This is a genomic window from Agathobacter sp. LCP21S3_B2 (assembly GCF_052118705.1).
Taxonomy (GTDB): Bacteria; Bacillota; Clostridia; order Lachnospirales; family Lachnospiraceae; genus Roseburia.
The window spans coordinates 1-23363 of sequence record NZ_JBQKGQ010000023.1; the positions used below are offsets into that span (position 1 = coordinate 1).

Genomic DNA, 23363 nt, shown 5'->3' on the forward strand with positions numbered 1-23363 from the left:
CGGCAGGGGTATGGATATCCTGACGATGAGTATTTCTTTTTAAAACTCATTGATATGAGCAGAGTTGATTATGTGAGGAATCCTAAATCCCATAAGTTTTGTGATTGAGCCTATAAAAGTAAAAACATTGAAATATTTAATGGGACATACAGATATAAGTGTTACCTCAAATGTGTATACACACCTTAAGTTGGAAGATGCACAGAGAGAAATGGAGAGGTTTGAAAGGTTAGAAAAAGAAATGAAAAAGTGTGCCAAGTAAGGAAATAAAGGGCGTAGGGAAAAAGTACTGATGAGTACGAATCGGGTTTATACCTAGATTTGTACTCATTTTACTTACCGAGATATGGTAAAATATGCGATTTTATGCTAGGATAGGTACACTAGGTTAGATGTCGTGAAAGTGTGATAAAACCTAGGAAAAATAAGGATATACGAGGAAAAACGAAGATATGCAAGATAAAATTAAAGTGCTCATGGTTTGCCACGGCAACATACTAACCTTGATTAAAAATACTTGATTTTACAGTGTTTTGGGGATGTTACAGTAGATTTTTACCAACGATTTACCAAAGCTATTTGAGTAGGGGATAAACTACTCAGGATATGTAAAGAGAAGTATTATAATAGAGTCCTAGCAAAGAAAAAATCCGCAATTTAGCGGATTTTTTTAATACATTCGTTAAATAAGAGCAATCTGTTAATCTTATCATCATAAAATTCTTTTTGCTGTTCAATCACAGCTTTATCATTATCCTCATAGGCAATTAAATCCATCTGTTGTTTACAATTTAGATAAGAACAAATAGCTTCATTTATTTGTGAATCTTCAAATGTCATGTGTATGCTGCTGGGGATGTAGTTGCCATCTTTATCCTTATCAGCAGATATTTTCAATGGGGATTGTTCGTTAAGCTTCATAACTAAAGAAAGAACATCACTAACAGTATTAATATCGTAATCAAGAAATACAGTTACGCTAATGCCAAGAGCTTCTGCTATTTTTTGAAGCTGATCTGGTTTTGGATTTCGTTCACCGCTTTCATATTTCTTTATGGTAGATAAATAAATACCGGACTGTTTTGATAATTCGTCCTGTGTCATATCTTTTAATTTTCTATATTTTTGAATTTTACTTCCAATTGAATGTCTATTATCCATTAATAATCACCTCAAACAAATTGATATGAATATTTTAACACAGAGTTCACAAAAGTGGTACATTATTTTGAAAATATATTGACAACCACAAATGTGGACTATATAATGAAAATACGAACAGACCACAAATGAGGACTAACATAAAAAGAATAGATATGTTGAAAATACTTCTTTTGGCGAAGTTCAATGATTCAAAATTTTGCTATATCATAATCCTGCGAGTTGCAAAGCAGCTCATACAATTGAATAACAATTACAGATATAGTGATAATTCCGGTTCAGATACCTGATGGAAATCAAATATACTTGCGAAGAGTGCTGAAGGATTGAGAAATGAAAGTGGAGCGAGTAAGGGTAGTCAATACTGTTGCGGAAGGATAATAAACTATGAAGGTGTTCAAAGGGAACTTCCTGGCTCTCAAAAAGGCGGTAGAGAGGATAGCATTATTTAATTTAACTTAATGCGTCGTAAACGCAGATGCGGCTTATCTGTAATTCCTATGTGTGCAGGCAAATGGGAAAAAAGCACACCTACATGGCATGAGCCGTGTAGAAAGCAGGTAAGTAGTGAATGGAATTAACTTTTAAAGGTGTGGATATAAGCACTGAGGAAAAGTTCGTCAGCTACATTAATTCACTGAATACAGCGATAATGAAGCAAAATGCCATGAATGAAATCAAGCAGGATTTATATGATGTTTCTTATTTGAAAAAGCGTTACCGAAAGATTGTAGCCAAAAATGAGAAAGCATTATTTATGGCAGACCACGAATGTTTGAAATGTGTTTATTTCCAAAGACTGGCACGAAAATGTCAGGCAAATTGTAAGTGCCCCTTAGAAGAATCTACAGAAGGAGGCGTATTTACATGAAGCTATGCTGGATTGTTGTGTTGGTCGGAATAAGTATCATCCTGGTTTTTCTATATTCATTAGTTGCAATGTCGTCCAGATCAGAGAGGTTTATTGAGCAGCTTATGGAAGAGGAAGGGAGAAAAGGTACAGATGAGCAGGATATGGAAGCAATTATTACGGAAGGGAAGGAGAGACAGGAACATGAATAACAAGTTAGAAGTAATCGGCATTGATCATGGCTGGTCAATGATGAAAACAATCTCTCAGGTATTTGTCACAGGTGTTAAGGAGATTACAACAACTCCAGCACTTTTCGGTGATGTACTCGAGTATGAAGGAAAGTTCTATAAGGTTGGAACTGTGAGGCAGGAAGTAAAGGATACAAAGGTCGAAGATGACAGCTTTTATCTTCTCACTCTTGCAGCAGTTGCTAAGGAACTTAAAAGAAGAGGTCTTGCAGAGGCAAAGGTATTCCTTGCCGTAGGACTACCACTTACAAGGTTTGGAGCAGAGAAGAATGATTTTATCAAGTACCTGACAAAGAATAAGCGTGTAAGCTTCAAATATGAGAATGAGCCGTATTATATTGAAATTGATGATGTGGCAGTATTCCCTCAGTGTTATGCAGCAGTAGTGGACAAGATTCCTACAATGGCAAAGAAAACGCTGATAGTAGATATCGGTAGCTGGACAATCGACATTATGCCGGTAATCAACAAGTCACCGGATGAATCAAAGTGTGTGACGATACCAAAAGGTCTTATTACCTGTATGCGTTCTATCAATGAACAGTGTGTAAGACAACTTAACGGAGAGGTAGACGAGTCAGAGATACAGAACATCATGCGGTATGGCAGGTCAGATATTGATGATGAATACTTTGCCATTATCAAGGCAGAGATAGAGGATTTTGTTGATAAGGTATATAACTCAATCCGTGAGTTTGGGTATAACTTAAAGACTACACCGATTGTATTTGTCGGTGGCGGGGCAGTTGTGATGAAGAATTTTGGTAGTCATGATGCTAAGAACATTTCCTATAACCTTGATGTAAAGGCAAATGCAAGAGGATATGAGCAGCTTGCCACAATGGGACTTAAAAGCACTAAGCGATTATCATAAGGAGGCAGATGATGGGAAGAAGACTTGAATATGAAGTAAAAACTTCTGTCCGCCTCAACATGAGCAATCCTCAGCATGTGAAAATCAATGATGTGATTCAGAACCTTGATCCGAAGATTTTCAAATCTAAGAACCAGTTCATTATAGATGCGATTCAGTTCTACATTGATAATTATGGAAAAGAAACTTTTGTTATCAAGAAGAAGGAAAAAGAGAGGGCTGAATATATCCGGTCAGAAGATATTGATGACATTAAGGAAGAAGTCATTGAAGCAGCAACCAATGAGGCTAGGAAAGAGGTCATAAGGCTGTTAGGCGGAGTGATATCCGGAATGAATGTTGGTCAGCCGGTAATAATGCAGGCAGCCAATAGTGAAGCACAAGAACCTACAGAAGATGTTATGGACGATGCAGATGTTGCAGGACTTGCAATGGGATGGATGTCGAAAGGAGACTGATTATTATGAGAAGAGTTATGGGAGCCGTAGGAACAGTAATTTTAGAGATACTCAAGTGGATATTAAGGATAATTCTTGGAGCGTTGAAGCTGGTCTTAGGACTTGCCAGAATAATTCTTCTTCTATTCGCTATGGTGGCAAGGATATTTCTTTCATTCGTAAGAATGGGCACATTCTGAGAGGAGGTGAGCGTATGCAGGTAAAGGGTTTATTCTTAAATTATAAGAAAAACAGAAGACTTATGCAGTATTTCTTTAAAATAAGAGAGCTGGTATAATGAAAGGAGTTTAAGATGCACAGAATACGGGACAGTCCTATGTGTCCCGTGCATTACAGATAAATAGTTCACCGCAAGGGTGGATGGCACGGAACACAAAGCCCGTCCCTCTTGCGGAGAAGGGATGGGTGATTACTATGAAGAAGATAAGGATTATCTTATTATCCGCAGTACTGGTCTTTTCAATGGCTGCCTGTAATGGTGGTAAGATTGCCACATTTGACGATTATCTGAAGAATGGAGATGAAAAATCACTTGGCAAGCTGATGGATTTTTTGAAGAAACAGCAGGGAAACGAGAAAAGCCACACGATAGAAGGGGATAGGGTTAATTCCGCTATTGACGGACTGATTGAAAAGGTAGGAATGTTTGCAATGGAAAAGAAAGCTATCAGTGTGGATCAGGTCAAGGAGAATTTCAGTATCAATGGTGAGCAGGCTGAAAGTGTTATCAGACAGCTTGAGACAATCGGTGTGCTTGGCAGCAAGAATGAAGATGGCACCCATACAGTAATGATGGACAAGGATGCATTTATTAATCGTGTCAGAGGTTATCAGGACCTTGCTGAGAGAATGAGGGCGGTTGCGGCATCAAAGAATGCGAACCTGTCAGATGTGACTATCAGCAAGAAGCTGATTATAGAAGAGAATGACCATGCTGTTAAGACCAGAGTTCCCGGCACATGGGGAGAAGAGGCAAAATATGTATGGCTCCGTAAGGAAAACATCATGGAGATTCATGGTGGAAAGACAATGCTTACCTTCCTTGATTCAACCAAGGATTATAAGCTCTACGATGAGCAGAATCGTGTGGTGACAACCCAGAAAGGAACCGAGCTTTATACTCACTATGATAAGGTGGAATCATCTGTCAGGGAGCGTTACGAGAAAGTGCAGAAGCAGCAGAAAAAGACAGCGCAGAAGAAAACTGTTACCACAAAGAAAGCGAGGTAGCAGCCTATGCAGACAACAAAGAAAAAGCCGTCACTGATATTCATTCTTGTGGGTGCAGTGTTAGCAGGGTATCTTGGTTATCTGATAAATGGTGCGTGGACGGAAGGGATTGCCTTTAATGAATTTATGGACAGATTCAATGAAGTATGTGCTGTTCCTTTTGCCAATTATTACAATTCTAATACAGTAAAAGCAGTAGCCATTGCATTAGGTATCTATGCGATGGCTATTGTCATGTATTACACCAGTCAGAGAAACTATATGCCTGGCAAAGAATTTGGTACGGCAAGATTTGAAAATCCGAAGCAGGTCAACAAGATACTTGCAGATAAGGATGAAAATTTCAACCGGATACTCAGCCAGAATGTGAAGATGTCGCTGGATTTCAGGAGACTCAAGCTCAATGGAAATATCCTTATCTGTGGTGGTTCCGGAGCAGGAAAAACATTTTATGAAGTAAAGCCGAATCTGATGCAGATGCCGCATAACTGTTCCTTTATCTGTACCGATCCAAAGGGAGAAATCCTTAGAAGCTGCGGGCAGATGTTAAAAAATAACGGATATAACCTGAAAGTCATTAATCTGTTAGAGATGGATAAATCAGACTGTTACAATCCATTTTCCTATATCAGAGAGGAAACAGATGTGGTCAAGCTGATTACAAACCTTATCAGCAATACGACACCAAAGGGAGCGACACCAAGTGATCCGTTCTGGGAAAAAGCGGAAGGATTGTTCTTACAGGCTATCTTTTATTATGTGTGGCTGGAGGTACAGCCGGCAAAGAGAAACTTTGAGACAGTACTTAAACTTCTTGGAGAGGCAGAGGTTACAGAGCAGGGGAAGGCATCAAAGCTGGATGTGCGTATGAAGTTTTTAGAGGAAAGTTCTCCACTTGGAGCCAATCATCCGGCAGTCAAGCAGTACAACAAATGTATGAGAGGTGCAGGAGATACAGTCCGTTCCATTATCATCAGTGCCAACTCAAGACTTGCATTTCTTGAGAATAAGCAGGTTTTACGATTACTCTCAAAAGATGAGCTTAATCTGTCAGATATCGGTATTGGAGTGAATGGAGATGGGGAGACAAAGACAGCCCTCTTTTGTGTAATCCCTGATAGTGACAAATCCTATAACTTCATTATCGGTATGTTATACACGCAGATATTTCAGGAATTGTACTATCAGGCAGACTTTAACTGCGGAGGCAGACTGCCAATCCATGTGACATTTATGTTAGATGAATTTGCAAATGTCGCATTGCCAGATGACTTCTGTTCGCTGTTATCGACAATGCGAAGTCGTGAGATTTCAAGTATTATCATTATTCAGAACTTTGCCCAGCTAAAGGCACTTTTTAAAGATACCTGGGAGACAATTCCCGGCAACTGCGATACTTTCATCTATCTTGGTGGAAATGAGCAGAGTACACACAAATACGTGTCAGAGTTGCTTGGAAAAGGTACGATTGATAAGAAGTCAAGTGGAGAGACAAAGGGCAGACAGGGAAGCTCTTCAAGAAACTATGATGTATTAGGAAGAGAGCTGTTTACACCGGACGAAGTCAGAAAACTGGATAACAAAAAGTGCATTATTTTTATCCGTGGTTTTGATCCTATCATGGATAATAAGTTCATACCATTCAATCATCCGATGTTTAACCAGACAGTAGATGGCAAGGGAGAGCCTTATGTTCATCAGATAAGAGGAGCAGATAATCTTATCGGTCCGCCATTTGAGATTCTTTCAGACAAGGCAGTTAAGTATTATGAAAAACTGAAGGATAAGGGCGAGAATGTGTATATTGATTCTCTTACCTATGAGCAGTTTATGATGCTTGGTGATGCGGAATTAAGCAGGAGATTCTCCATGCAGGATGAAGCAGAGCAGAAAGCAAAGATTGACAGGGAACAGGCAAATGAGCTTGAGTATGTCGATGAGTCGCAGAAGTCTGATACTACAGAAAGTGCCAACTCTTCTAATGGAAGTGCTGGTGCTAAGCCTGTAAGGAATCCAGAGAGGGAAAAGCCTAAGTGGGAGGATACTATCACAAACCGAATGCTGCACTGGTCATATACACCAGAGCAGAAAGAGGAAGTGAAGAAAGCTCTTGCTGCAGGTGTTCCAAAGTCAACGATTCTGACGTATTTCTATCCGGAGGTTACTGTGGAGAAGATGAGTTCATATCGAAAGAAGCAGTAAATGTTATCGCATAGGCACAGAAACCGTGGTATAATGTGCCTATGTGAGAAAAATTATTATTTAGAACTTATTTGCTTATATGATAAGCAGAATGGAGGCTTTGCGAGATGAAAGTAATCATTATAAATGGAAGTGCAAGAAAAGGAAACACTCTTACAGCGATTGAGGCTTTTGTAAAAGGAGCATCTGAAAAAAACGAAATTGAAATCATTGAACCTGACAAACTTAATATTGCACCATGCAAGGGCTGTGGTGCCTGTCAATGTTCTAAGGGATGTGTAGATAAGGATGATACAAATCCTACAATTGATAAAATTGCTGCCGCAGATATGATCCTTTTTGCAACACCGGTTTATTGGTGGGGAATGTCAGCACAATTGAAACTTATTATTGATAAGTGTTATTGCCGGGGAATGCAGTTAAAAAATAAAAAAGTTGGCACGATTGTTGTAGGCGGTTCTCCAGTTGACAGTATCCAGTATGAGTTGATTGATAAGCAGTTTGACTGTATGGCAAAATATCTTTCATGGGATTTGCTTTTCCAGAAGTCATATTATGCAACAGCAAAGGATGAGCTTTCTAAAAATCAGGATGCTATGAAAGAGCTTGAGGATATTGGAAAAGATTTATAAAGCTTGTGATGAAAATCAGGAATTGAAGGAGAATTATTTTTTGAAAATCAATAAAAATGTATTAAAAAAAGATCTCAAAGAGATTAATGCAATCGAAAAATTATTCCAGTATTTTATATCAGAACAAGTTGATGTCGAAAATGGAAAAAGTGCAAAGTTATTATATGAAGAATTAGGGTGGAACCAAAATGTAAGTTATGATGTAATTAATTCATTTTGGATAACTTTTTCATATGCAATGAGATTAAAATATCCGGGCAAATATCGTATAGCAAAAGCAGGGAATGTAAAAATTTATAAACATCATAATACTGATTGGGGATATGATTCGTTTCCAGAAAAATACTTCAAAGAAAACTCAGAGGAAAGAGGTCAAGTAAATGATTTATGTAAAGAATATCCAGATATTTTAAAATTGGCAGATATGTGTCATACTGTAGCGAATTTTATGCCTTGTCCAGAAAGGTTTAATTCTGTAAAAGGACTATTAGGTGATGTAAGAGATTACTTACCGTTGATGATTGATAAGATACAACTATGTGTTGATGCTGGAAAAGACCTAGAGTATTATCACTTAGGTAGTTTACAAAAAGTAGACAATAAAATCGTTAAAGATTGGCATAGCTTTTTTATTAAAAACCAAGAAAAATATTGTTTGAGTATGTATTACCAAGTCAAAAAAAACAGAATTAGTGGAATTACGTTTTTTAAAGGTCAATCTTTATCTTATCCATGTCCACTAGAAAAAGAAGAGGTAGAAGAATGCTTGAAAACCATGTTGGACAAAATAAACAAAAGAGCAGATCTAATACTTAATAGGTATAATGAAGAACATAAATCAAATAGTTAAATTTCTGTTTGTCTGACTCACAACAATTTAATATCAAACTAATACAAGCACTTTAGCCAATAAAGGTTAAGGTGCTTTTTTTGCGCCTTGAAAGGAGGTGGTTACAGCTAAACACATCGGGAAAAGCCCGATTTAATCATTACAACAGGCATTGCCTGATCATATAGAGTAACTTTTAACAGCCAGTTAGGGATTATCCCTGCTAGCTTATTTTTTTATCAAAAAGGAGACAAACAACATGAGAAAAGAACAGATTATTACGACAAACAACAATCAGATGGAGGAGAAAGGCATGAAGAGCAGATTCATTCACTTTAAAAAGAGATTCGTTCCGGCATTATCCGGAGCACTTATGGGAGTAATGCTTATGAGCACTACTTGTTTTGCAGCAGGTACAGGTACTTCCGCAGTAACACAGCCGCTTGAGAACTTAAAGACACTTATCATTGCAGTCATTGGTGCTGTTGGTGTCATCATTCTTGCAAAGAATGTCATGGAGTTCGCACAAGCCTATCAGCAGCAGGATTCATCTACTATGAACTCTGCACTGAAAGGAATTGTAGCAGGTGTCATGATGGCTGGTATTTCAACAGTACTGACATTCTTAGGCTTTATATGTGGTGGATTGTTGAGTGGATTGTCGTGGGTTTTGGCAGGTTGCCTGTGGTGCATTTCCATAATAGGAATACCGATAGGCTTACAGTGCTTTAAGTTTGCAGGTTTGGCATTTTTTCCGTTTGGAAAAGAAGTGGTATATGGCGGCGGTGCAGTTAGCTTAATTGCAAATATTATCTGGCTGATTGTATCAGGAATTCCTATGGCAGTTGGAAATGCTGTGGTAGGTCTGATATGTTGTATAACAATTATCGGAATTCCTTTCGGAAAGCAGTTTTTCAAAATTGCAAAATTGTCTCTGATGCCATTTGGGGCAGAGGTAATATAATAAACAGGCAGGTAAGAAAGATGTATTTGATTAAGACGATAAAAGGTGACATAACAAAAGTAACAGATGTGCAGGCAATCGTAAATGCAGCTAACAATTCACTTCTTGGTGGAGGTGGTGTAGATGGTGCAATTCACAGAGCAGCAGGACCGGAACTTCTGGCAGAGTGCAGGATACTTAACGGATGTGAGACTGGAGAAGCAAAGATAACAAAAGCCTATAATCTGCCATGTGATTATGTGATACATACTGTAGGACCGATGTAGGACGGATTTTGCGGACATTCAAAATAAAAAAGAATGTGGAGGTAACAGACAATGGCAAAATCATTATTTGAGGAACTGGGCGGCAAATACGAAAGGCAAGGGGATTATTTGATACCGTGCTTAACTGTACCCGCCGAAGAAGAACAGGCAATAGGCATCTGGGGGCAACGGCATTTAGATTATCTAAAACAGTACCGTAAAGTTACATACACCAATCTTCTTACAAGCGGCAGGCTAAACGCCTACCTTGCCGACATCAACAGACAGGCACAGGAACGCTTTGAAAGGCTCATAGAGGGTATGAAACAGGCACAGGGCATAACGGAACAGCTAAAGGCAGAAAACGCCTTAGAATGGACAGGATGCCTCAATAACATAAGGGCTTGTGCGAGGGAGATTGTGGAAAAGGAAATTATTTTTGCATAAACAGATGATTAGTGGCAGGGGGAAATCCTGCCGCTTTTTCTGCTTTAGTTTGTCAGCTTGACAAATAAAGGGTTAAGGAATATAATTAGATTCAGTATTATACAAGGAGTTAATAAATATGCGGCAAGGTATTCTTAAATAAACTGTCAATTTGATAGTGGGAACAAAAAGTAGCAGTCCCGTTTCACTTTTAATATGGGGCTTAGTTTTTTGTACCCAGTTTAAGAATACTTTTATCATGTAATTTTATATGCCCGAAAACATATAAGTGTTTTGGGGCTATTGGAGTTATTTACCCAGTGATAGGAGTATTTATCACTGGGTATTTTTATGCCCTTTTTTGGGTGTTGATAGGAGGAAAATCACATGAAAATAATTAACTTAGGCATTCTGGCTCACGTTGACGCAGGAAAGACAACATTAACGGAAAGTTTATTATATACCAGTGGTGCAATTGCAGAACTAGGGAGCGTAGATGAAGGCACAACAAGGACAGATACAATGAATTTGGAGCGTCAAAGGGGAATCACTATCCAGACAGCAGTGACATCTTTTCAGTGGGAGGATGTAAAAGTCAACATTATAGATACGCCAGGCCATATGGATTTTTTGGCGGAAGTATACCGTTCTTTATCCGTTTTAGACGGAGCAGTATTATTAGTTTCTGCAAAGGATGGCATACAGGCACAGACCCGTATACTGTTTCATGCACTACAGATAATGAAGATTCCGACAATTTTTTTCATCAATAAAATTGACCAAGAGGGGATTGATTTGCCAATGGTATATCGGGAAATGAAAGCAAAGCTTTCTTCGGAAATTATAGTGAAGCAAAAGGTTGGGCAGCATCCCCATATAAATGTAACGGACAATGACGATATGGAACAGTGGGATGCGGTAATTATGGGAAACGATGAACTATTAGAGAAATATATGTCAGGGAAACCGTTTAAAATGTCAGAACTGGAACAGGAAGAAAACAGGAGATTCCAAAACGGAACGTTATTTCCCGTTTATCACGGAAGCGCTAAAAACAATCTGGGGATTCGGCAGCTTATAGAAGTAATTGCCAGTAAATTTTATTCATCAACGCCTGAAGGTCAATCTGAACTATGCGGGCAGGTTTTTAAGATTGAATATTCAGAGAAAAGGCGGCGTTTTGTTTATGTGCGTATATATAGCGGAACATTGCATTTGAGGGATGTTATTAGAATATCTGAAAAAGAGAAAATAAAAATCACAGAGATGTGTGTTCCGTCAAATGGTGAAATCGTCCCGGCTGACCATGCCTGTCCGGGAGAAATTGTTATTTTAGCTGATGATACTTTGAAACTGAACGACATTCTGGGAAATGAAAAACTCCTGCCTCACAAAACATGGATTGATAATCCCATGCCATTACTTCGGACAACGGTAGAGCCGCAAAAGCCGGAGCAAAGGGAAGCCCTGTTAAATGCCCTCGCAGAGATTGCTGATACAGACCCTCTTTTGCATTTTGACATTGATACTGTTACAAATGAGATTATACTTTCTTTTTTGGGGAATGTGCAGATGGAAGTCATTTGTGCCATCCTTGAGGAAAAATATCATGTGGAGGCAGAAATAAAAGAGCCTACTGTTATATATATGGAAAGACCGCTTAGAAAAGCAGAATATACCATCCACATAGAAGTCCCGCCAAATCCTTTCTGGGCTTCTGTCGGGTTGTCCATAGAGCCGCTCCCTATTGGAAGCGGAGTGCAGTATGAAAGCAGAGTTTCACTTGGATATTTAAATCAATCGTTCCAAAATGCGGTTATGGAGGGGGTTCTTTATGGCTGCGAGCAGGGGCTGTATGGATGGAAAGTGACAGACTGTAAAATCTGTTTTGAATATGGATTGTATTATAGTCCTGTAAGTACCCCCGCAGACTTTCGGCTGCTTTCCCCTATCGTATTGGAGCAGGCTTTAAAAAAAGCAGGGACAGAACTATTAGAGCCATATCTCCACTTTGAAATTTATGCACCGCAGGAATATCTCTCACGGGCGTATCATGATGCTCCAAGGTATTGTGCAGATATTGTAAGTACTCAGATAAAGAATGACGAGGTCATTCTGAAAGGAGAAATCCCTGCTAGATGTATTCAAGAATACAGGAACGATTTAACTTATTTCACAAATGGGCAGGGAGTCTGCTTGACAGAGTTAAAAGGATACCAGCCAGCTATTGGTAAATTTATTTGCCAACCCCGCCGCCCGAATAGCCGTATAGATAAGGTTCGGCATATGTTCCACAAGTTAGCTTAACAGCTTGCAAAAGTCATATAAAATGAGATTTGAAAGGAGAATGTAACTTCATGTTTGCTAAAAATTCAAAGGCATATTCTGTCTACCTGCTGTTCCGATTTGTCTGTTCCCTGGCGGTTTCTATGTCCACAGTGCTTTCCATCGTGTACCACCTGGAGGTGGTGCAGCTGGATGCTTTCCAGCTTGTCCTGGTAGGGACGGTTCAGGAGACCGCCTGCTTTCTGTTCGAGATGCCCACCGGTGTGGTGGCGGATTTGTATAGCCGTCGGCGCTCGGTGCTGATTGGAATGTTCCTCTACGGCCTGGGCTTTCTGATGGAGGGTGCGCTACCGTGGTTCGCGCCGGTTCTGCTGGCCCAGGTTGTCTGGGGTTGCGGTGATACCTTCATCACCGGCGCTCTGGAGGCGTGGATTGCCTCGGAGGAAGAGGACAAACCCATAGACAAGGTGTTCCTGCGGGGCAGTCAAATGGGGCAAATCGGCGGCGTTCTGGGCGTGGTGCTGGGCACACTGCTGGGAAACATAAACCTGCAAATGCCTGTCATCTTGGGGGGCAGTTTGTGCTTGTTGTTGGGGCTGGTGTTGGTTCGCATCATGCCAGAAACCAACTTCTCCCCTGCTATTGAGGAACGGCAGGGCTTGCTTAAAGACTTTGTCTGCCTGTTCAAGCTCAACCTGGGCTTTGTGAAAGGCGCACCTGTGTTGCTGGCGCTCTTAGCAATCACACTATGCGGGGGACTTGCCAGTGAAGGCTTTGACCGGCTCTCCACCGCTCATTTTCTGGATGACACGGTAATACCCGTTATCGGGCCGCTGAACAGCGTCACTTGGTTCGGTGTTATCAGTCTTATCGGCAGCGGCTTAGGTATTCTGGCTTCTCAGTTGCTCATCGCCCGCATGGAGAAAAAAGGGACTGTCAGCCGAACCAGTGTGGTCATGTCCACCAGCGCCGGGTATATCCTGTTCCTGGTTCTCTTCGCGGTGGGGCGGAGCTTTTGGTTCATGTTGTTGGTGTTCCTGCTGGCGGGGCTTATGCGCACCATCAAGGAGCCTGTGCTGGCCGCCTGGATGAACGACCATGTGGATGAGAAAATGCGCGCCACAGTCTTTTCCACCAGCGGACAGCTGGACTCTTTCGGGCAGATCATCGGCGGGCCTATTGTGGGGCTGGTAGCCCAGCAGGTGTCCATACCCTGGGGGCTGGTCTGTACCGCTTTCCTGCTGTTGCCCGCGCTGTTCTTAGTGCCGGTGGCGGGAAAGAAGCGGGATTGATATGGCATAGTTAAGTTTACTGACGAGCGGGAGATTACTTCCGCTCGTCTTCATTTAGTAGCGCAAAATTTGAGGACTCTTTATTTCCTTATTCGGTATAGCGGAGGCGGCTGTCAATTCGACATAATTTTCTTGTGATACTTTACCGTACATGAGCATTTGTTTCGTATTTGAAAGAACAAACTCACCAAATAAAAAAAACGATATTCGGGTGGGTTATTTTGTTATACCCTAAATTACCCTCTGAATTTGTTTTTAAATTTGGAGGGATTTTTTTTATGTCCTTTTTTCGGGCAGTTATCTATCTGCTCATACGAAGCAAAATTTATCAATACATAGCATATCAGAGAACGGCAGGAAACCAGTTAAAAAAATTTCTGCCAGTGCAACGGTACTTCTCACCTTGAAAGTAGAAGTACAATCTCCATACAATAGAATTACTATTTCCTATAACCGTAAAGGTCACAGAGCCTTTGCGGTTTTTCTTTTGTCGATTTTTGTTGGAAAGTGCCGTAGGGCTGTTTCTGATATGCGGTGTCGTTCTCCGCCTCTCCATCTGGATTTTTTACATTTCAAAAATTCAGATGGGAGGTATTTATGGTGAAATATGCACCAAGAAAGGTATATATCAGAGAAAGTGGCGGCTATGTGGAATTATCCTACACGGAGTTCTGCCGTTGCAGGGAATCCGACCAGACCTATATGGACAAGCTGTTTATCCCCATTCAAGGCTGTCTGCTTGAAGTCGTGAGGGAGCAATACACAGACTTCTACCGTGACAAGGAACGGTGGCGTTATCTGCAAAAATTAGATACAAAGAATAGACTGCTATCTCTCGACGGATTTACGGACAGCGAGGGGAATCCTCTGGACTTTATCACTGATGAAGCGGTGGACATTGCAGAAACCGTTGTCAATGCGGTCATGGTGGACAGGCTGAAAGCCGCCCTGCCTTTGCTGTCGGATAGTGAACAGGAGCTGATACAGGCAATCTTTTTTGACGGACTTTCCGAGCGTGAAGTCGGGGCGAGGTTGGGCATAACCCAGAGCGTTGTAAACAAACGCAAAGCCAGAATCCTAATAAAACTAAGAAAGATAATAGAAAATTAAAATTTAAGGCGTTCAGCCCCCTTGTTTTTTCCTTTGGGAAGATGAGGGGGCTTTTCTCTGCCCTCTCAATCAATTCTGATTGGAGGAAGTAAGAATGGCATACAACCACGGACGGGAGGACAGGAAATGGCGTATCTGGAAAGAAGCGGAGGAAAAGCTGCTGCGTGAGTGCGGCGTTGATGAAGCGACCATTGAGCAGATACGCATGGCGGACAGGGCAGACTTCAATTCCAACAGGCGGTTTTACCGATGGACGAATGACGTTGCGGAATATCTTGAGGACATGGCAGGCAGGGAGCGGCAGGCGGAAGTGGGTACGGTTGCGGAGTTACTGGAAGAGATTGAGAGCGAAAATCTCTATCAAGTATTAGTCACGGTGGACGGGCGTACCTTGAAAATCGTCCTGCTGAAAATGCAGGGGTATTCCACAAAGGAGATTGCCCCGCTTGTGCATTTGACGACTGGTGCCATCTATGCGAGGTTAGACCATCTGCGGAAGAAGCTGCGGAAAATTTTATAGCTTCTAAAACAGCCTGCCATCCTGCGGGCTACTGGGTGAGGGATGGAAATCCCCTCACTCATTTTTTGCAGGAGGACAACAGGATGGCATACAGGGTTAAGGCATACACGCTTCGGGAGGAATCCACGGAAAGCGGCACAAGGTATTTTATCAGCTTTAAGGACGGGCAGGGCAAATCCCACGAGTTGGAAGTGTCGGAACAGTTCTTTATGGAGTTTCGGCAGATGGAGCGCAGGAACAGGAATCTTTTCTAATGGGACGAGCGGCACAGGGAGTTTAACGAGGTATGGGACGAAACCCTTTACAGACGGGCGTTGCGTGTGCCTAAGAGCCTTGATGAACGCATGGTTGAGGAAGAACGGAATGAAACGCTCTATAAGGCGGTTGGGAGCCTTCCAGAGATACAAAGGCGGCGTTTCCTGCTCTACTACGAGTATGAGTTCAATTTTTACCAAATCGCCGCTATGGAGCATTGCACCGCTTCGGCAATACAGAAATCTGTTGCGATTGCAAAGGAGAAAGTAAAGGCGGAAATTGAAGAAATATCTCCAACCGTGACCGACACCGCCCGAAAAAGAAATCTGTTTTTTATTTGTGTGGGATTGGCGGCATTACATACTCTCACTTTTTTCCGTGGGAGTAAATCTATTTTTAAGGAGGTCAACGCCTATGTGCAACGAAAACAAAGACACCGCCCGAAAGGAGGAAAGCCATGCAGAAGTTACAGACAGTCAACGCCGAAACGCTCCTTTATGAACCGCTTGAGAAACCATCCTTTGTGGTGGACAGCCTTATCCCGACAGGCTTATCGCTGTTCTGCGGCTCACAGAAGATAGGCAAAAGCTGGCTCATGCTGAAGCTATGCTTATGCGTGTCGCAGGGAATCCCTTTATGGGATATGCCGACAATGGAGGGCGATGTGCTTTACCTCTGCCTTGAGGACACGTTCTGCCGCATACAGGACAGGTTATTTCGTTTGACGGACGAAGCAAGCGGGCGGCTCCACTTTGCCGTGGCAAGCTGCAAGCTGTCAGACGGTCTTATCGTGCAGCTTGAAGATTATCTGAAAGATTACCCAGACAGCAGGCTCATTGTCATTGATACCTTGCAGAAAGTCCGTACAGCTTCAAAAGACAATGCCTATGCAAGCGACTATGGGGACATCTCCCTCATCAAAGACTTTGCCGACAGGCACTCTCTGGCGGTCATTGTCGTACACCACATCCGAAAGCAGAATGACAGCGACGTGTTCAACAAGGTGTCTGGGACGACAGGATTAACGGGGAGTGCGGACGCTACCTTTGTTCTGGAAAAGGAGAAACGTGCGTCTGACACCGCCAAGCTGTATGTGACGGGCAGGGACACGCCTTATCAGGAATACACGCTGCGTTTCCGTGATTGCCGTTGGGAGCTTGTGGAGCGGAAAACGCAGGAGCAGCTTGCGAAAGAAACGATACCAGATGTCCTTTTTCGGTTGGTGGATTTTATGAGGGATAAGGAAGAATGGATAGGCACGGCAACGGAACTGTTAGCCGCTATGGGGGAAACGGAAACCATACCCACGGTGATTACGAAATGGCTGAATGAATACCGCACCACATTTTTAAGCGAGAACCGTATCTGCTACCAGTACAGCCGCAGGAAAGACGGCAGGCGGATTGCCCTTGCAAGGAGGGCGGGTGACAGCGGTGATGGTGGTGACAGCGATATTAGGATACCCCCCTGTTACTGTCATTGACGCTTAAAGCCATGTAAAGCTGGCGGCTCTGCCCTGCGGGTGACAGCAGTGACGGTGGTGACAGTGATTTTAGGATACCCTGCCGCTGTCATCCCTACGGGAGAACACCCCGTAAACGCAAAATGCAGGCGTGAGATTTACTCGCCCTTTTCGGTCGTGTAAAACCACCCCTGCGGTCAGAAAAATCATTCCGATTTTTCCGACTGCGTTTACAGGGTGTAACACACTACACTTTGCCCTGCAAAGTCGTGTGCCAGACGTTCCCTCTGGACTCCCTTAAGGCAGGGCTGTGCCCTGCTATCCTACGCCTTACGGCTTCGGATAAAAGAATGGCGGCATGACGGTGACGGCTCTTGCGAGGGGGGTATCCCAAAAACACCGTCATCATCGACATGACCGTCATGCAGGGGGTGAGGGTGACAGTTGCGGCAGTCGGCAGGGGGTATCCCAAAACTGCTGTCACCACCGTCACCGCTGTCACCCCAAAGGACGGTCACCCGCCGAAAGAAAGGAGGAATCCGCCTATGCCTTATGCAATCCTGCGTTTCCAGAAACGAAAAGCGGGCGGCGTTGCGGCTTGTGAACGCCACAACGAGCGGAAGAAAGAAGCCTACAAAAGCAACCCAGATATAGATATGGAACGCTCTAAAAACAATTACCATCTCATAGCACCACCAAAGTACACCTACAAGAAAGAGATTAACCGCATGGTAGCCGAAGCGGGGTGCAGGACAAGGAAAGACAGCGTGATGATGGTGGAAACGCTCATCACAGCTTCACCAGAATTTATGAACCAGTTACCGCCCGAAGAACAAAAAGCGTATTTCCAGACGGCTCTTGACTTCATTTCGGAGCGTGTTGGAAAGCAGAATATCCTCTCCGCTGTCGTCCATATGGACGAGAGAACGCCCCATATGCACCTCTGCTTTGTGCCGATTACGCCAGACAATAAGCTGTCAGCGAAAGCTATCTTAGGCAACCAGAAATCATTATCCGAGTGGCAGACCGCCTACCATGAGCGGATGTCCTCACGGTGGAATCAGCTTGAACGGGGGCAGTCCTCAATGGAAACCAAGCGGAAACACGTCCCCACATGGCTCTATAAATTAGGCGGCAGGCTTGATAAACAGTATGAAGAAATCGTGTCTGCCCTATCCGACATCAACGCCTTTAACGCAGGGAAGAAAAGGGATAAAGCGTTAGATTTACTCTCTGCATGGCTGCCAGACGTGGAGAAATTCTCTAAGGAAATCGGGAAACAGCAGGCGTATATCGACAGTTTGAAAGAGAGAATTGGGCAGGAATCAGACTATGCGGGGCGTATGCGTGATGAAAAGTACGAGCAGGAACTAAAGGTGCAGAAAGCGAATCAGAAGATATTTGAATTGCAGAGAACCAACGAGCAGATGGGGCGGCTGCTGTCAAAAATACCGCCCGAAGTGTTGGAAGAATTGCAGAAAAATCATAGAAGCAGAGCGAAAGAAAGGTAGATATGTGAATGAAGAAACAGGATTTTAAGGTGTTAAAGACCAAAGACTTGTACCCGTTCCCCGACAATCCGTTTCATGTGGCAGAAGATGAAACACTGTCAGAGTTAGCGGAAAGCATCAAGGAATTTGGCATTGTCACGCCGATAATCACACGCCCGAAAGAGGACGGGGACGGTTATGAAGTGATTGCAGGACAGCGGCGTGTCCGTGCTTCTGAACTTGCAGGGATAAATACCGTGCCTGCGTTTGTCCTGCCCTTAGACCGTGACCGAGCCATCATCACCCTTGTAGACAGCAATTTGCAGCGTGAGAATATCCTGCCATCGGAGCGGGCGTTTGCTTACAAGATGAAATCCGAAGCCATGAAGCGGCAGGGTTTCCGCACAGACTTAACCTCGTCACAAGTTGTGACGAAGTTGCGGACGGACGACAAGGTGGCACAGGGCTTCGGCGTGGGCAGGATGACCGTGCAGCGTTTTATCCGCCTGACGGAACTGATACCGCCGATTTTGCAGATGGTGGACGAGGGGAAAATCGCCCTCACGCCTGCGGTGGAACTGTCCTTCTTGAAGAAAGACGAGCAGGAAAACCTCTTTGCCACGATGGAGAGCGAAGAAGCAACGCCCTCACTCTCACAGGCACAGCGGATGAAACAGTTAAGCCAGAGCGGGCGGCTTGACATGGATACGATATTTGCGATTATGACGGAGGAAAAGGGCAACCAGAAAGAAACCTTGAAAATCAACACAAGCAAGCTGAAAAAATACTTTCCGAAGAACACAACGCCGAAGCAGATGGAGGAAACCATCATCAAACTTTTGGAGCGTGAGTTGCAGAGGAAACGCAACCGTGACAGCCGCTAATCTTCTTTTTTCGGGAAGTAAATACAGAGAGTTGAGGTATGGAGAATGAGAGAAATCCAGTATGAAATCGTAAAGGAAATCGCAGTATTGTCTACGGGCGACAGTGGCTACACAAAGGAAATCAATCTCATTTCATGGAATGGGAAAGAGCCGAAGTATGACATCCGCAGCTTTTCCCCGAACCGTGAAAAGTGCGGCAAGGGAATCACGCTGAACGCTGATGAAGCGGCGGCACTCCTTAAAGCATTACAGAAAGAATTAAACAGCGAGGATTAATGGTATCTGATTGGCAGGGCGGGGACATTTCCAAACTCTTCCCTGCCCTGTCTGGAAAGGAAGATTTAAGTATGGGCGAGGATAAGAAAGCAGATAAAAAGAGAAAGCGTATCGTGCCAAAAGCACCAGTGCAGATGATAATCAGCCGTGAATATGTCGGCACACAGACCGTTACAGAAGCGTTTGTCCCGATTATCTCCGAGGATATTCGGAAGAAGATTGCCGAGGGCGACACCTTCGACAATGAGGGGCTGTCCGCTTAGAATGTACGCAATGGGACATGAAAACAGATAGGACAGATACGGAGGTTTTACAGTATGGCAGGAATCAAAGAAGAAAAGAAAATCTATTTAGTCGGCATTTATTGCCGCTTATCTAAAGACGATGGTACGGATAACGAGAGTGCGAGCATTGCGACACAGAAATCCATCCTCACGGATTATGTGAAAAAGCAGGGATGGCACATAGCAAAAACGTATGTGGACGATGGTTATTCTGGTACAAATTTTGTTGAGGTAAGATAACGATACCTTTTTTGCAGAGGGTGTTATCTTACCTCTTTTTGATGTATGTTAGATAGCATAACTCTTTACGTCGGCTCCTATCTGTCTGAAATAGGAGATACTTTCGGTAGGCTTGTCACCTGTATCAACTCTGCCGACAAAGCTTCTTAATTTCTCAAAAGAGCTTGTCCGCCTGTACTGTATCGTGCTTCTCGACGTGTTGAACAGCTCCGCAATCTCGGTATCGTTCATTCCCTCGAAGTAATACAGCAATATGGCTTTGCGCTTTTCTTCCGGCAAAGTACGGATTGCTTCAAGAAGCAGCTTTGGCGTGATTTTCTTCCCGGCTTTCTCAAAGACGGTTTCGGCGGCTTCACGTTTGAAATATTCATCAAACGTATGAAGCTGCCGCGCTTCGTCTAAGGTCATGTCGGAAAAGGTCACTTCCTTTGCCTTGTGTCTGCGAAGTTCTCTATGGGTGTCGCAAGCTTCATTGTGCAATACCGTATTACAAAACTTCTGAAAAGCACACTGTTTGTAAAACTCCCTGCTATTAGGTTCCACATTCTCACCTCCTTTCTCGTTGGAAAGTTGGTGGTGCTTCCCCCCTTTTCGCGGGGCAATACGGCGTTTTTCAAAAACGCCGAAGATTTTTTGAAATTTCTTCAAAAATTTTTTGAACGTACAAAATGCGCCCGTCCGAAAAGCCCGGACGGGCGCATAGGCATTGTAAGCAGTATCCAGATGATTAGACAGTTCATATATATAAGCGTAGTTTCCCCCGGTGGTGGGCGGGCTTTTTTTGATAAGTCAATAACTGTCGGATTTTGTCGATATGCTTTTTGCTTCATGGCGGCTACCTCCTTTAGCCGCCGATTTCAACAGTGATACCGCGTCATTTCATTAGAAGATAAAAAGAAACGGCGGCTTTGATTTTTCAAAGCTGCTGCGGAAATCAAAGAACGACAAGCAACAGTTCTGATTTTGCTCCAATATGGTTATTAGGGGCACAAATTAAAATCAAAAAAGAGCCGATAACAGCAGTATTTCAAACTGCATATTATCGGCTCTGCGTCTGTGCGTCTGGCTCTTTTAATTAAATTATTTCTGTTGTTTTTTGGCTTTATTATATGTATTAGCTAACTGTCCACAAGCTGCTTTAATCTCTCTACCATGAGAAACTCTCATGGTAACTTCAAGTCCTGTTTGCTCTAATTGATGTTTGAACGCAACCATTTCTTGTTTTTGTGGTGCTCTAATTTTTGAATTACTCGTCGGGTTGTATTGCAGCAAGTTAATCATAACATTTTTGCCCTTAAACCATTTTGCAAGTTGCCTTATATCTGAGGAACGGTCATTTATACCTGGTAAAAGCAAATACGCAAATACCACTTTTCGATTATGCCTTTGTGAATAGGACAATGCTTGCTTAACAACATCTTCAATAGCGTACATGTGCATATGAGGAATGATGCAGTTTCTCGCAGCCTGTGTTGCTGCATGTAAAGATATTGTCAACTGAATTTTTAGATGTTCTTCGCGCAATTTTTTTAATTGATTAACTGGACCAACTGTTGATACGGTAATGCCGTCGGTTGGAAAGTTAAGTCCATTTCTATCTCGAAGAATATGGATTGCTGCAATCAAGTTGTCGTAATTGAATAAAGGTTCTCCCATTCCCATAAAAACGATACGATTTACTTTTTGACGTATCAATATGACCTGTTGCACAATTTCAGATGGTGTTAGATTACGAACGAAACCATTGCGTCCGGACTCACAAAAAATACAGCCAACAGAACAACCAACTTGCGTACTTACGCAAACAGTCCCACCATCTCGCCGTTTAATAAAAACCGTTTCGATATACCTGTTGTCTTTCAATTCATAAACATACTTTTCAGTATCGCTACTTTTATAGACTTTTTTTGTTGATATTGATAGATTTTTTTTGTGAAATGGCTGTTTATACAATTCCGCATATAAGGCTCTTGCTTTATCCTCTCCAATTACTTCCGACATTTCTTTGTAAGTAAATCCGTATGGGTCATTCAATATTTCCGTAAGTGTACTTTTAGGTAAGTGTTTCATTTAATATCCTTCCTTTTGTTTTTCAGAGTTTTTGATTATGATTGTCAATTCGACAAATTGAAATTGAATTTATAATTTCCCTGCAAATATCTCTGCATCAATAGTGATTTCTTTTGTTTTTTTTAAATCTATTCCATCTTTATTTACACAAAACAGTAGTGGAGTCATATCCGCAAAGGTTTTTATTTCCTCGGATGTCATTGTATACGTTGCTGAAACTTTCTTGTGATAAACAACGGAATACTTCTTTTGGAAATAATCTACGACAGCCGCATTAGAATATTGATTGCTTTTCAATTGTTCTTTTGCCGTCTCTCGAAGCTCCTTAAGATGAGCATTTCCCGGAATTACCTTAATTACATAACCGCCTTCTTTCAAAACTCTGTTAAATTCGGAATAGTTAGCAGGAGTAAAAATATCTAATATGCAATCTATCCTTTTGTCTTTTATGGGCATTTCTGCCAAATTTCCCACAAACCATTTGATAGAATTACTGAAATCACTTTTTGCTGCAAGCTGAACAGCATCTTTAGAAATATCAAATGCAATAATTTCTTTATCACCTGATACTTCTTTTATCTGCTTTGAATAATATCCTTCACCGCAGCCAATATCAAGTATTGTATCAATGCTGCTAAAGCTTTTTATAAGCTGCACCACTTCATTCAGGATATGTGAATAATAGCCTTTTTCTAAAACCTCCCGCCTAATTTGAAAAGTCTCTCTGCTATAATGTTTTGAAGATTTTGTTCCTACAGCAAAGTTCACATAACCCGTTTTTGAAATATCGAAACAATGATGATTAGAACAAAATAAACTTTTTTGTTTCAATTTTAAATCTGTTTTACATATAGGACATTGAAAAACTTTTTCACTGTCACTAAATCTAAGTATTTTATTCATTATTCCCTCCGTTATTACATTACTTGCCCAATAAGCGAGCTATACAATACGGATTCACCGCAACATAACCCGCGGTGTTATCTTAATCTCATATGCGCTGTCATATTCTCACCTCCAAACTCCGATTTGTCACCGGCTCCATTATACGCTATCTGGTTTTTCAGAACCA

Annotated in this window: 23 protein-coding genes and 5 pseudogenes; 24 read left to right on the forward strand and 4 right to left on the reverse strand. The window is 42.3% G+C overall.

Annotated features, from left to right (window positions below):
• Window positions 1–657: 657 nt before the first annotated feature.
• Window positions 658–1161 (reverse strand): helix-turn-helix domain-containing protein, encoded by a 504-nt coding sequence (locus ACTQ1L_RS13615; RefSeq protein WP_118592288.1) that lies wholly within the window; start codon window positions 1159–1161, stop codon window positions 658–660.
• A gap of 571 nt (window positions 1162–1732) precedes the next feature.
• On the opposite strand from ACTQ1L_RS13615, the gene ACTQ1L_RS13620 reads away from it, so the two are divergent.
• The 24 genes and pseudogenes from ACTQ1L_RS13620 to ACTQ1L_RS13735 form a co-directional block, all read left to right on the forward strand.
• Window positions 1733–2032, forward strand: coding sequence for a hypothetical protein (locus tag ACTQ1L_RS13620; RefSeq protein ID WP_118392504.1), 300 nt, complete (start codon window positions 1733–1735; stop codon window positions 2030–2032).
• Window positions 2029–2223 carry a hypothetical protein gene (locus ACTQ1L_RS13625; protein WP_118392503.1) on the forward strand — a complete coding sequence of 65 codons (195 nt, stop codon included), beginning with the start codon at window positions 2029–2031 and terminating at the stop codon, window positions 2221–2223. The genes ACTQ1L_RS13620 and ACTQ1L_RS13625 overlap by 4 nt, the downstream gene beginning before the upstream one ends.
• Window positions 2216–3136, forward strand: coding sequence for a ParM/StbA family protein (locus ACTQ1L_RS13630; RefSeq protein ID WP_044912152.1), 921 nt, complete (start codon window positions 2216–2218; stop codon window positions 3134–3136). Before ACTQ1L_RS13625 ends, ACTQ1L_RS13630 begins: the two co-directional genes overlap by 8 nt.
• Before the next feature lie 11 nt (window positions 3137–3147).
• A complete protein-coding gene (locus ACTQ1L_RS13635; protein ID WP_005340579.1) occupies window positions 3148–3594 on the forward strand; it encodes a hypothetical protein in 447 nt (148 codons plus the stop codon).
• A gap of 5 nt (window positions 3595–3599) precedes the next feature.
• Window positions 3600–3773 carry a hypothetical protein gene (locus ACTQ1L_RS13640; protein ID WP_015516967.1) on the forward strand — a complete coding sequence of 58 codons (174 nt, stop codon included), beginning with the start codon at window positions 3600–3602 and terminating at the stop codon, window positions 3771–3773.
• 181 nt (window positions 3774–3954) lie between these two features.
• The gene (locus ACTQ1L_RS13645; protein WP_441367727.1) at window positions 3955–4824 is read left to right on the forward strand and encodes a hypothetical protein; all 870 of its coding nucleotides are present in this window, start codon (window positions 3955–3957) and stop codon (window positions 4822–4824) included.
• Between the two features lie 6 nt (window positions 4825–4830).
• Entirely contained in the window at window positions 4831–7026 is a 2196-nt protein-coding gene (locus tag ACTQ1L_RS13650; RefSeq protein ID WP_118565020.1) for a VirD4-like conjugal transfer protein, CD1115 family, read from the forward strand.
• Window positions 7027–7133: 107 nt separating this feature from the next.
• Window positions 7134–7658 (forward strand): flavodoxin family protein, encoded by a 525-nt coding sequence (locus tag ACTQ1L_RS13655; protein WP_014081098.1) that lies wholly within the window; start codon window positions 7134–7136, stop codon window positions 7656–7658.
• Window positions 7642–8508 (forward strand): hypothetical protein, encoded by an 867-nt coding sequence (locus tag ACTQ1L_RS13660; RefSeq protein ID WP_117715711.1) that lies wholly within the window; start codon window positions 7642–7644, stop codon window positions 8506–8508. Before ACTQ1L_RS13655 ends, ACTQ1L_RS13660 begins: the two co-directional genes overlap by 17 nt.
• Before the next feature lie 238 nt (window positions 8509–8746).
• Window positions 8747–9121: pseudogene (locus ACTQ1L_RS13665) on the forward strand (electron transporter RnfA); the annotation flags it as partial.
• Window positions 9122–9451: a YccF domain-containing protein gene (locus ACTQ1L_RS13670; protein ID WP_441367764.1), complete on the forward strand. Its 330-nt coding sequence runs from the start codon at window positions 9122–9124 to the stop codon at window positions 9449–9451.
• Between the two features lie 20 nt (window positions 9452–9471).
• Window positions 9472–9714: pseudogene (locus ACTQ1L_RS13675) on the forward strand (macro domain-containing protein); the annotation flags it as partial.
• Between the two features lie 54 nt (window positions 9715–9768).
• Complete coding sequence (locus ACTQ1L_RS13680; protein WP_001129922.1) at window positions 9769–10143, forward strand: TnpV protein; 375 nt, start codon at window positions 9769–9771, stop codon at window positions 10141–10143.
• 366 nt (window positions 10144–10509) lie between these two features.
• The gene (gene tet(O) / locus ACTQ1L_RS13685; RefSeq protein WP_441367730.1) at window positions 10510–12429 is read left to right on the forward strand and encodes a tetracycline resistance ribosomal protection protein Tet(O); all 1920 of its coding nucleotides are present in this window, start codon (window positions 10510–10512) and stop codon (window positions 12427–12429) included.
• A gap of 50 nt (window positions 12430–12479) precedes the next feature.
• Window positions 12480–13700, forward strand: coding sequence for a tetracycline efflux MFS transporter Tet(40) (tet(40), locus tag ACTQ1L_RS13690; RefSeq protein ID WP_441367732.1), 1221 nt, complete (start codon window positions 12480–12482; stop codon window positions 13698–13700).
• A gap of 600 nt (window positions 13701–14300) precedes the next feature.
• Complete coding sequence (locus tag ACTQ1L_RS13695) at window positions 14301–14810, forward strand: sigma-70 family RNA polymerase sigma factor (protein ID WP_105116765.1); 510 nt, start codon at window positions 14301–14303, stop codon at window positions 14808–14810.
• 94 nt (window positions 14811–14904) lie between these two features.
• On the forward strand, window positions 14905–15330 hold the full coding sequence (locus ACTQ1L_RS13700; protein ID WP_000323895.1) for a sigma-70 family RNA polymerase sigma factor: 426 nt from the start codon (window positions 14905–14907) through the stop codon (window positions 15328–15330).
• Between the two features lie 83 nt (window positions 15331–15413).
• Window positions 15414–15888, forward strand: a pseudogene (locus ACTQ1L_RS13705) (RNA polymerase sigma factor).
• A gap of 154 nt (window positions 15889–16042) precedes the next feature.
• Window positions 16043–17075: pseudogene (locus ACTQ1L_RS13710) on the forward strand (AAA family ATPase).
• 517 nt (window positions 17076–17592) lie between these two features.
• Window positions 17593–18558 carry a MobV family relaxase gene (gene mobV, locus ACTQ1L_RS13715; RefSeq protein WP_001820668.1) on the forward strand — a complete coding sequence of 322 codons (966 nt, stop codon included), beginning with the start codon at window positions 17593–17595 and terminating at the stop codon, window positions 18556–18558.
• Window positions 18559–18566: 8 nt separating this feature from the next.
• Entirely contained in the window at window positions 18567–19421 is an 855-nt protein-coding gene (locus tag ACTQ1L_RS13720; protein ID WP_000743700.1) for a ParB/RepB/Spo0J family partition protein, read from the forward strand.
• Between the two features lie 45 nt (window positions 19422–19466).
• Window positions 19467–19697, forward strand: coding sequence for a YdbC family protein (locus tag ACTQ1L_RS13725; RefSeq protein ID WP_001206986.1), 231 nt, complete (start codon window positions 19467–19469; stop codon window positions 19695–19697).
• 71 nt (window positions 19698–19768) lie between these two features.
• Window positions 19769–19960, forward strand: a complete 192-nt coding sequence (locus ACTQ1L_RS13730) for a hypothetical protein (RefSeq protein ID WP_001820669.1) — start codon at window positions 19769–19771, stop codon at window positions 19958–19960.
• A 54-nt stretch (window positions 19961–20014) separates the two neighbouring features.
• A pseudogene (locus tag ACTQ1L_RS13735) lies at window positions 20015–20206 on the forward strand (recombinase family protein); the annotation flags it as partial.
• A 63-nt stretch (window positions 20207–20269) separates the two neighbouring features.
• Here ACTQ1L_RS13735 and ACTQ1L_RS13740 read toward each other — a convergent pair.
• The 3 genes from ACTQ1L_RS13740 to ACTQ1L_RS13750 all read right to left on the reverse strand — a co-directional run bounded on the left by ACTQ1L_RS13740 (window position 20270) and on the right by ACTQ1L_RS13750 (window position 23194).
• Window positions 20270–20764 (reverse strand): sigma-70 family RNA polymerase sigma factor, encoded by a 495-nt coding sequence (locus ACTQ1L_RS13740; protein WP_441367736.1) that lies wholly within the window; start codon window positions 20762–20764, stop codon window positions 20270–20272.
• A 537-nt stretch (window positions 20765–21301) separates the two neighbouring features.
• The gene (gene rlmN / locus ACTQ1L_RS13745; protein WP_441367738.1) at window positions 21302–22291 is read right to left on the reverse strand and encodes a 23S rRNA (adenine(2503)-C(2))-methyltransferase RlmN; all 990 of its coding nucleotides are present in this window, start codon (window positions 22289–22291) and stop codon (window positions 21302–21304) included.
• A 69-nt stretch (window positions 22292–22360) separates the two neighbouring features.
• Window positions 22361–23194 (reverse strand): methyltransferase domain-containing protein, encoded by an 834-nt coding sequence (locus ACTQ1L_RS13750; RefSeq protein ID WP_441367740.1) that lies wholly within the window; start codon window positions 23192–23194, stop codon window positions 22361–22363.
• Window positions 23195–23363 lie beyond the last annotated feature (169 nt).

What these genes read in the sequence shown, in the direction of transcription:
- ACTQ1L_RS13615 (WP_118592288.1), bottom strand. Translation starts at nt 1,161, where the DNA reads ATGGATAATAGACATTCAATTGGAAGTAAAATTCAAAAATATAGAAAA.
- ACTQ1L_RS13620 (WP_118392504.1), top strand. Translation starts at nt 1,733, where the DNA reads ATGGAATTAACTTTTAAAGGTGTGGATATAAGCACTGAGGAAAAGTTC.
- ACTQ1L_RS13625 (WP_118392503.1), top strand. Translation starts at nt 2,029, where the DNA reads ATGAAGCTATGCTGGATTGTTGTGTTGGTCGGAATAAGTATCATCCTG.
- ACTQ1L_RS13630 (WP_044912152.1), top strand. Translation starts at nt 2,216, where the DNA reads ATGAATAACAAGTTAGAAGTAATCGGCATTGATCATGGCTGGTCAATG.
- ACTQ1L_RS13635 (WP_005340579.1), top strand. Translation starts at nt 3,148, where the DNA reads ATGGGAAGAAGACTTGAATATGAAGTAAAAACTTCTGTCCGCCTCAAC.
- ACTQ1L_RS13640 (WP_015516967.1), top strand. Translation starts at nt 3,600, where the DNA reads ATGAGAAGAGTTATGGGAGCCGTAGGAACAGTAATTTTAGAGATACTC.
- ACTQ1L_RS13645 (WP_441367727.1), top strand. Translation starts at nt 3,955, where the DNA reads ATGGCACGGAACACAAAGCCCGTCCCTCTTGCGGAGAAGGGATGGGTG.
- ACTQ1L_RS13650 (WP_118565020.1), top strand. Translation starts at nt 4,831, where the DNA reads ATGCAGACAACAAAGAAAAAGCCGTCACTGATATTCATTCTTGTGGGT.
- ACTQ1L_RS13655 (WP_014081098.1), top strand. Translation starts at nt 7,134, where the DNA reads ATGAAAGTAATCATTATAAATGGAAGTGCAAGAAAAGGAAACACTCTT.
- ACTQ1L_RS13680 (WP_001129922.1), top strand. Translation starts at nt 9,769, where the DNA reads ATGGCAAAATCATTATTTGAGGAACTGGGCGGCAAATACGAAAGGCAA.
- ACTQ1L_RS13700 (WP_000323895.1), top strand. Translation starts at nt 14,905, where the DNA reads ATGGCATACAACCACGGACGGGAGGACAGGAAATGGCGTATCTGGAAA.
- mobV (WP_001820668.1), top strand. Translation starts at nt 17,593, where the DNA reads ATGCCTTATGCAATCCTGCGTTTCCAGAAACGAAAAGCGGGCGGCGTT.
- ACTQ1L_RS13720 (WP_000743700.1), top strand. Translation starts at nt 18,567, where the DNA reads ATGAAGAAACAGGATTTTAAGGTGTTAAAGACCAAAGACTTGTACCCG.
- ACTQ1L_RS13725 (WP_001206986.1), top strand. Translation starts at nt 19,467, where the DNA reads ATGAGAGAAATCCAGTATGAAATCGTAAAGGAAATCGCAGTATTGTCT.
- ACTQ1L_RS13730 (WP_001820669.1), top strand. Translation starts at nt 19,769, where the DNA reads ATGGGCGAGGATAAGAAAGCAGATAAAAAGAGAAAGCGTATCGTGCCA.
- rlmN (WP_441367738.1), bottom strand. Translation starts at nt 22,291, where the DNA reads ATGAAACACTTACCTAAAAGTACACTTACGGAAATATTGAATGACCCA.
- ACTQ1L_RS13750 (WP_441367740.1), bottom strand. Translation starts at nt 23,194, where the DNA reads ATGAATAAAATACTTAGATTTAGTGACAGTGAAAAAGTTTTTCAATGT.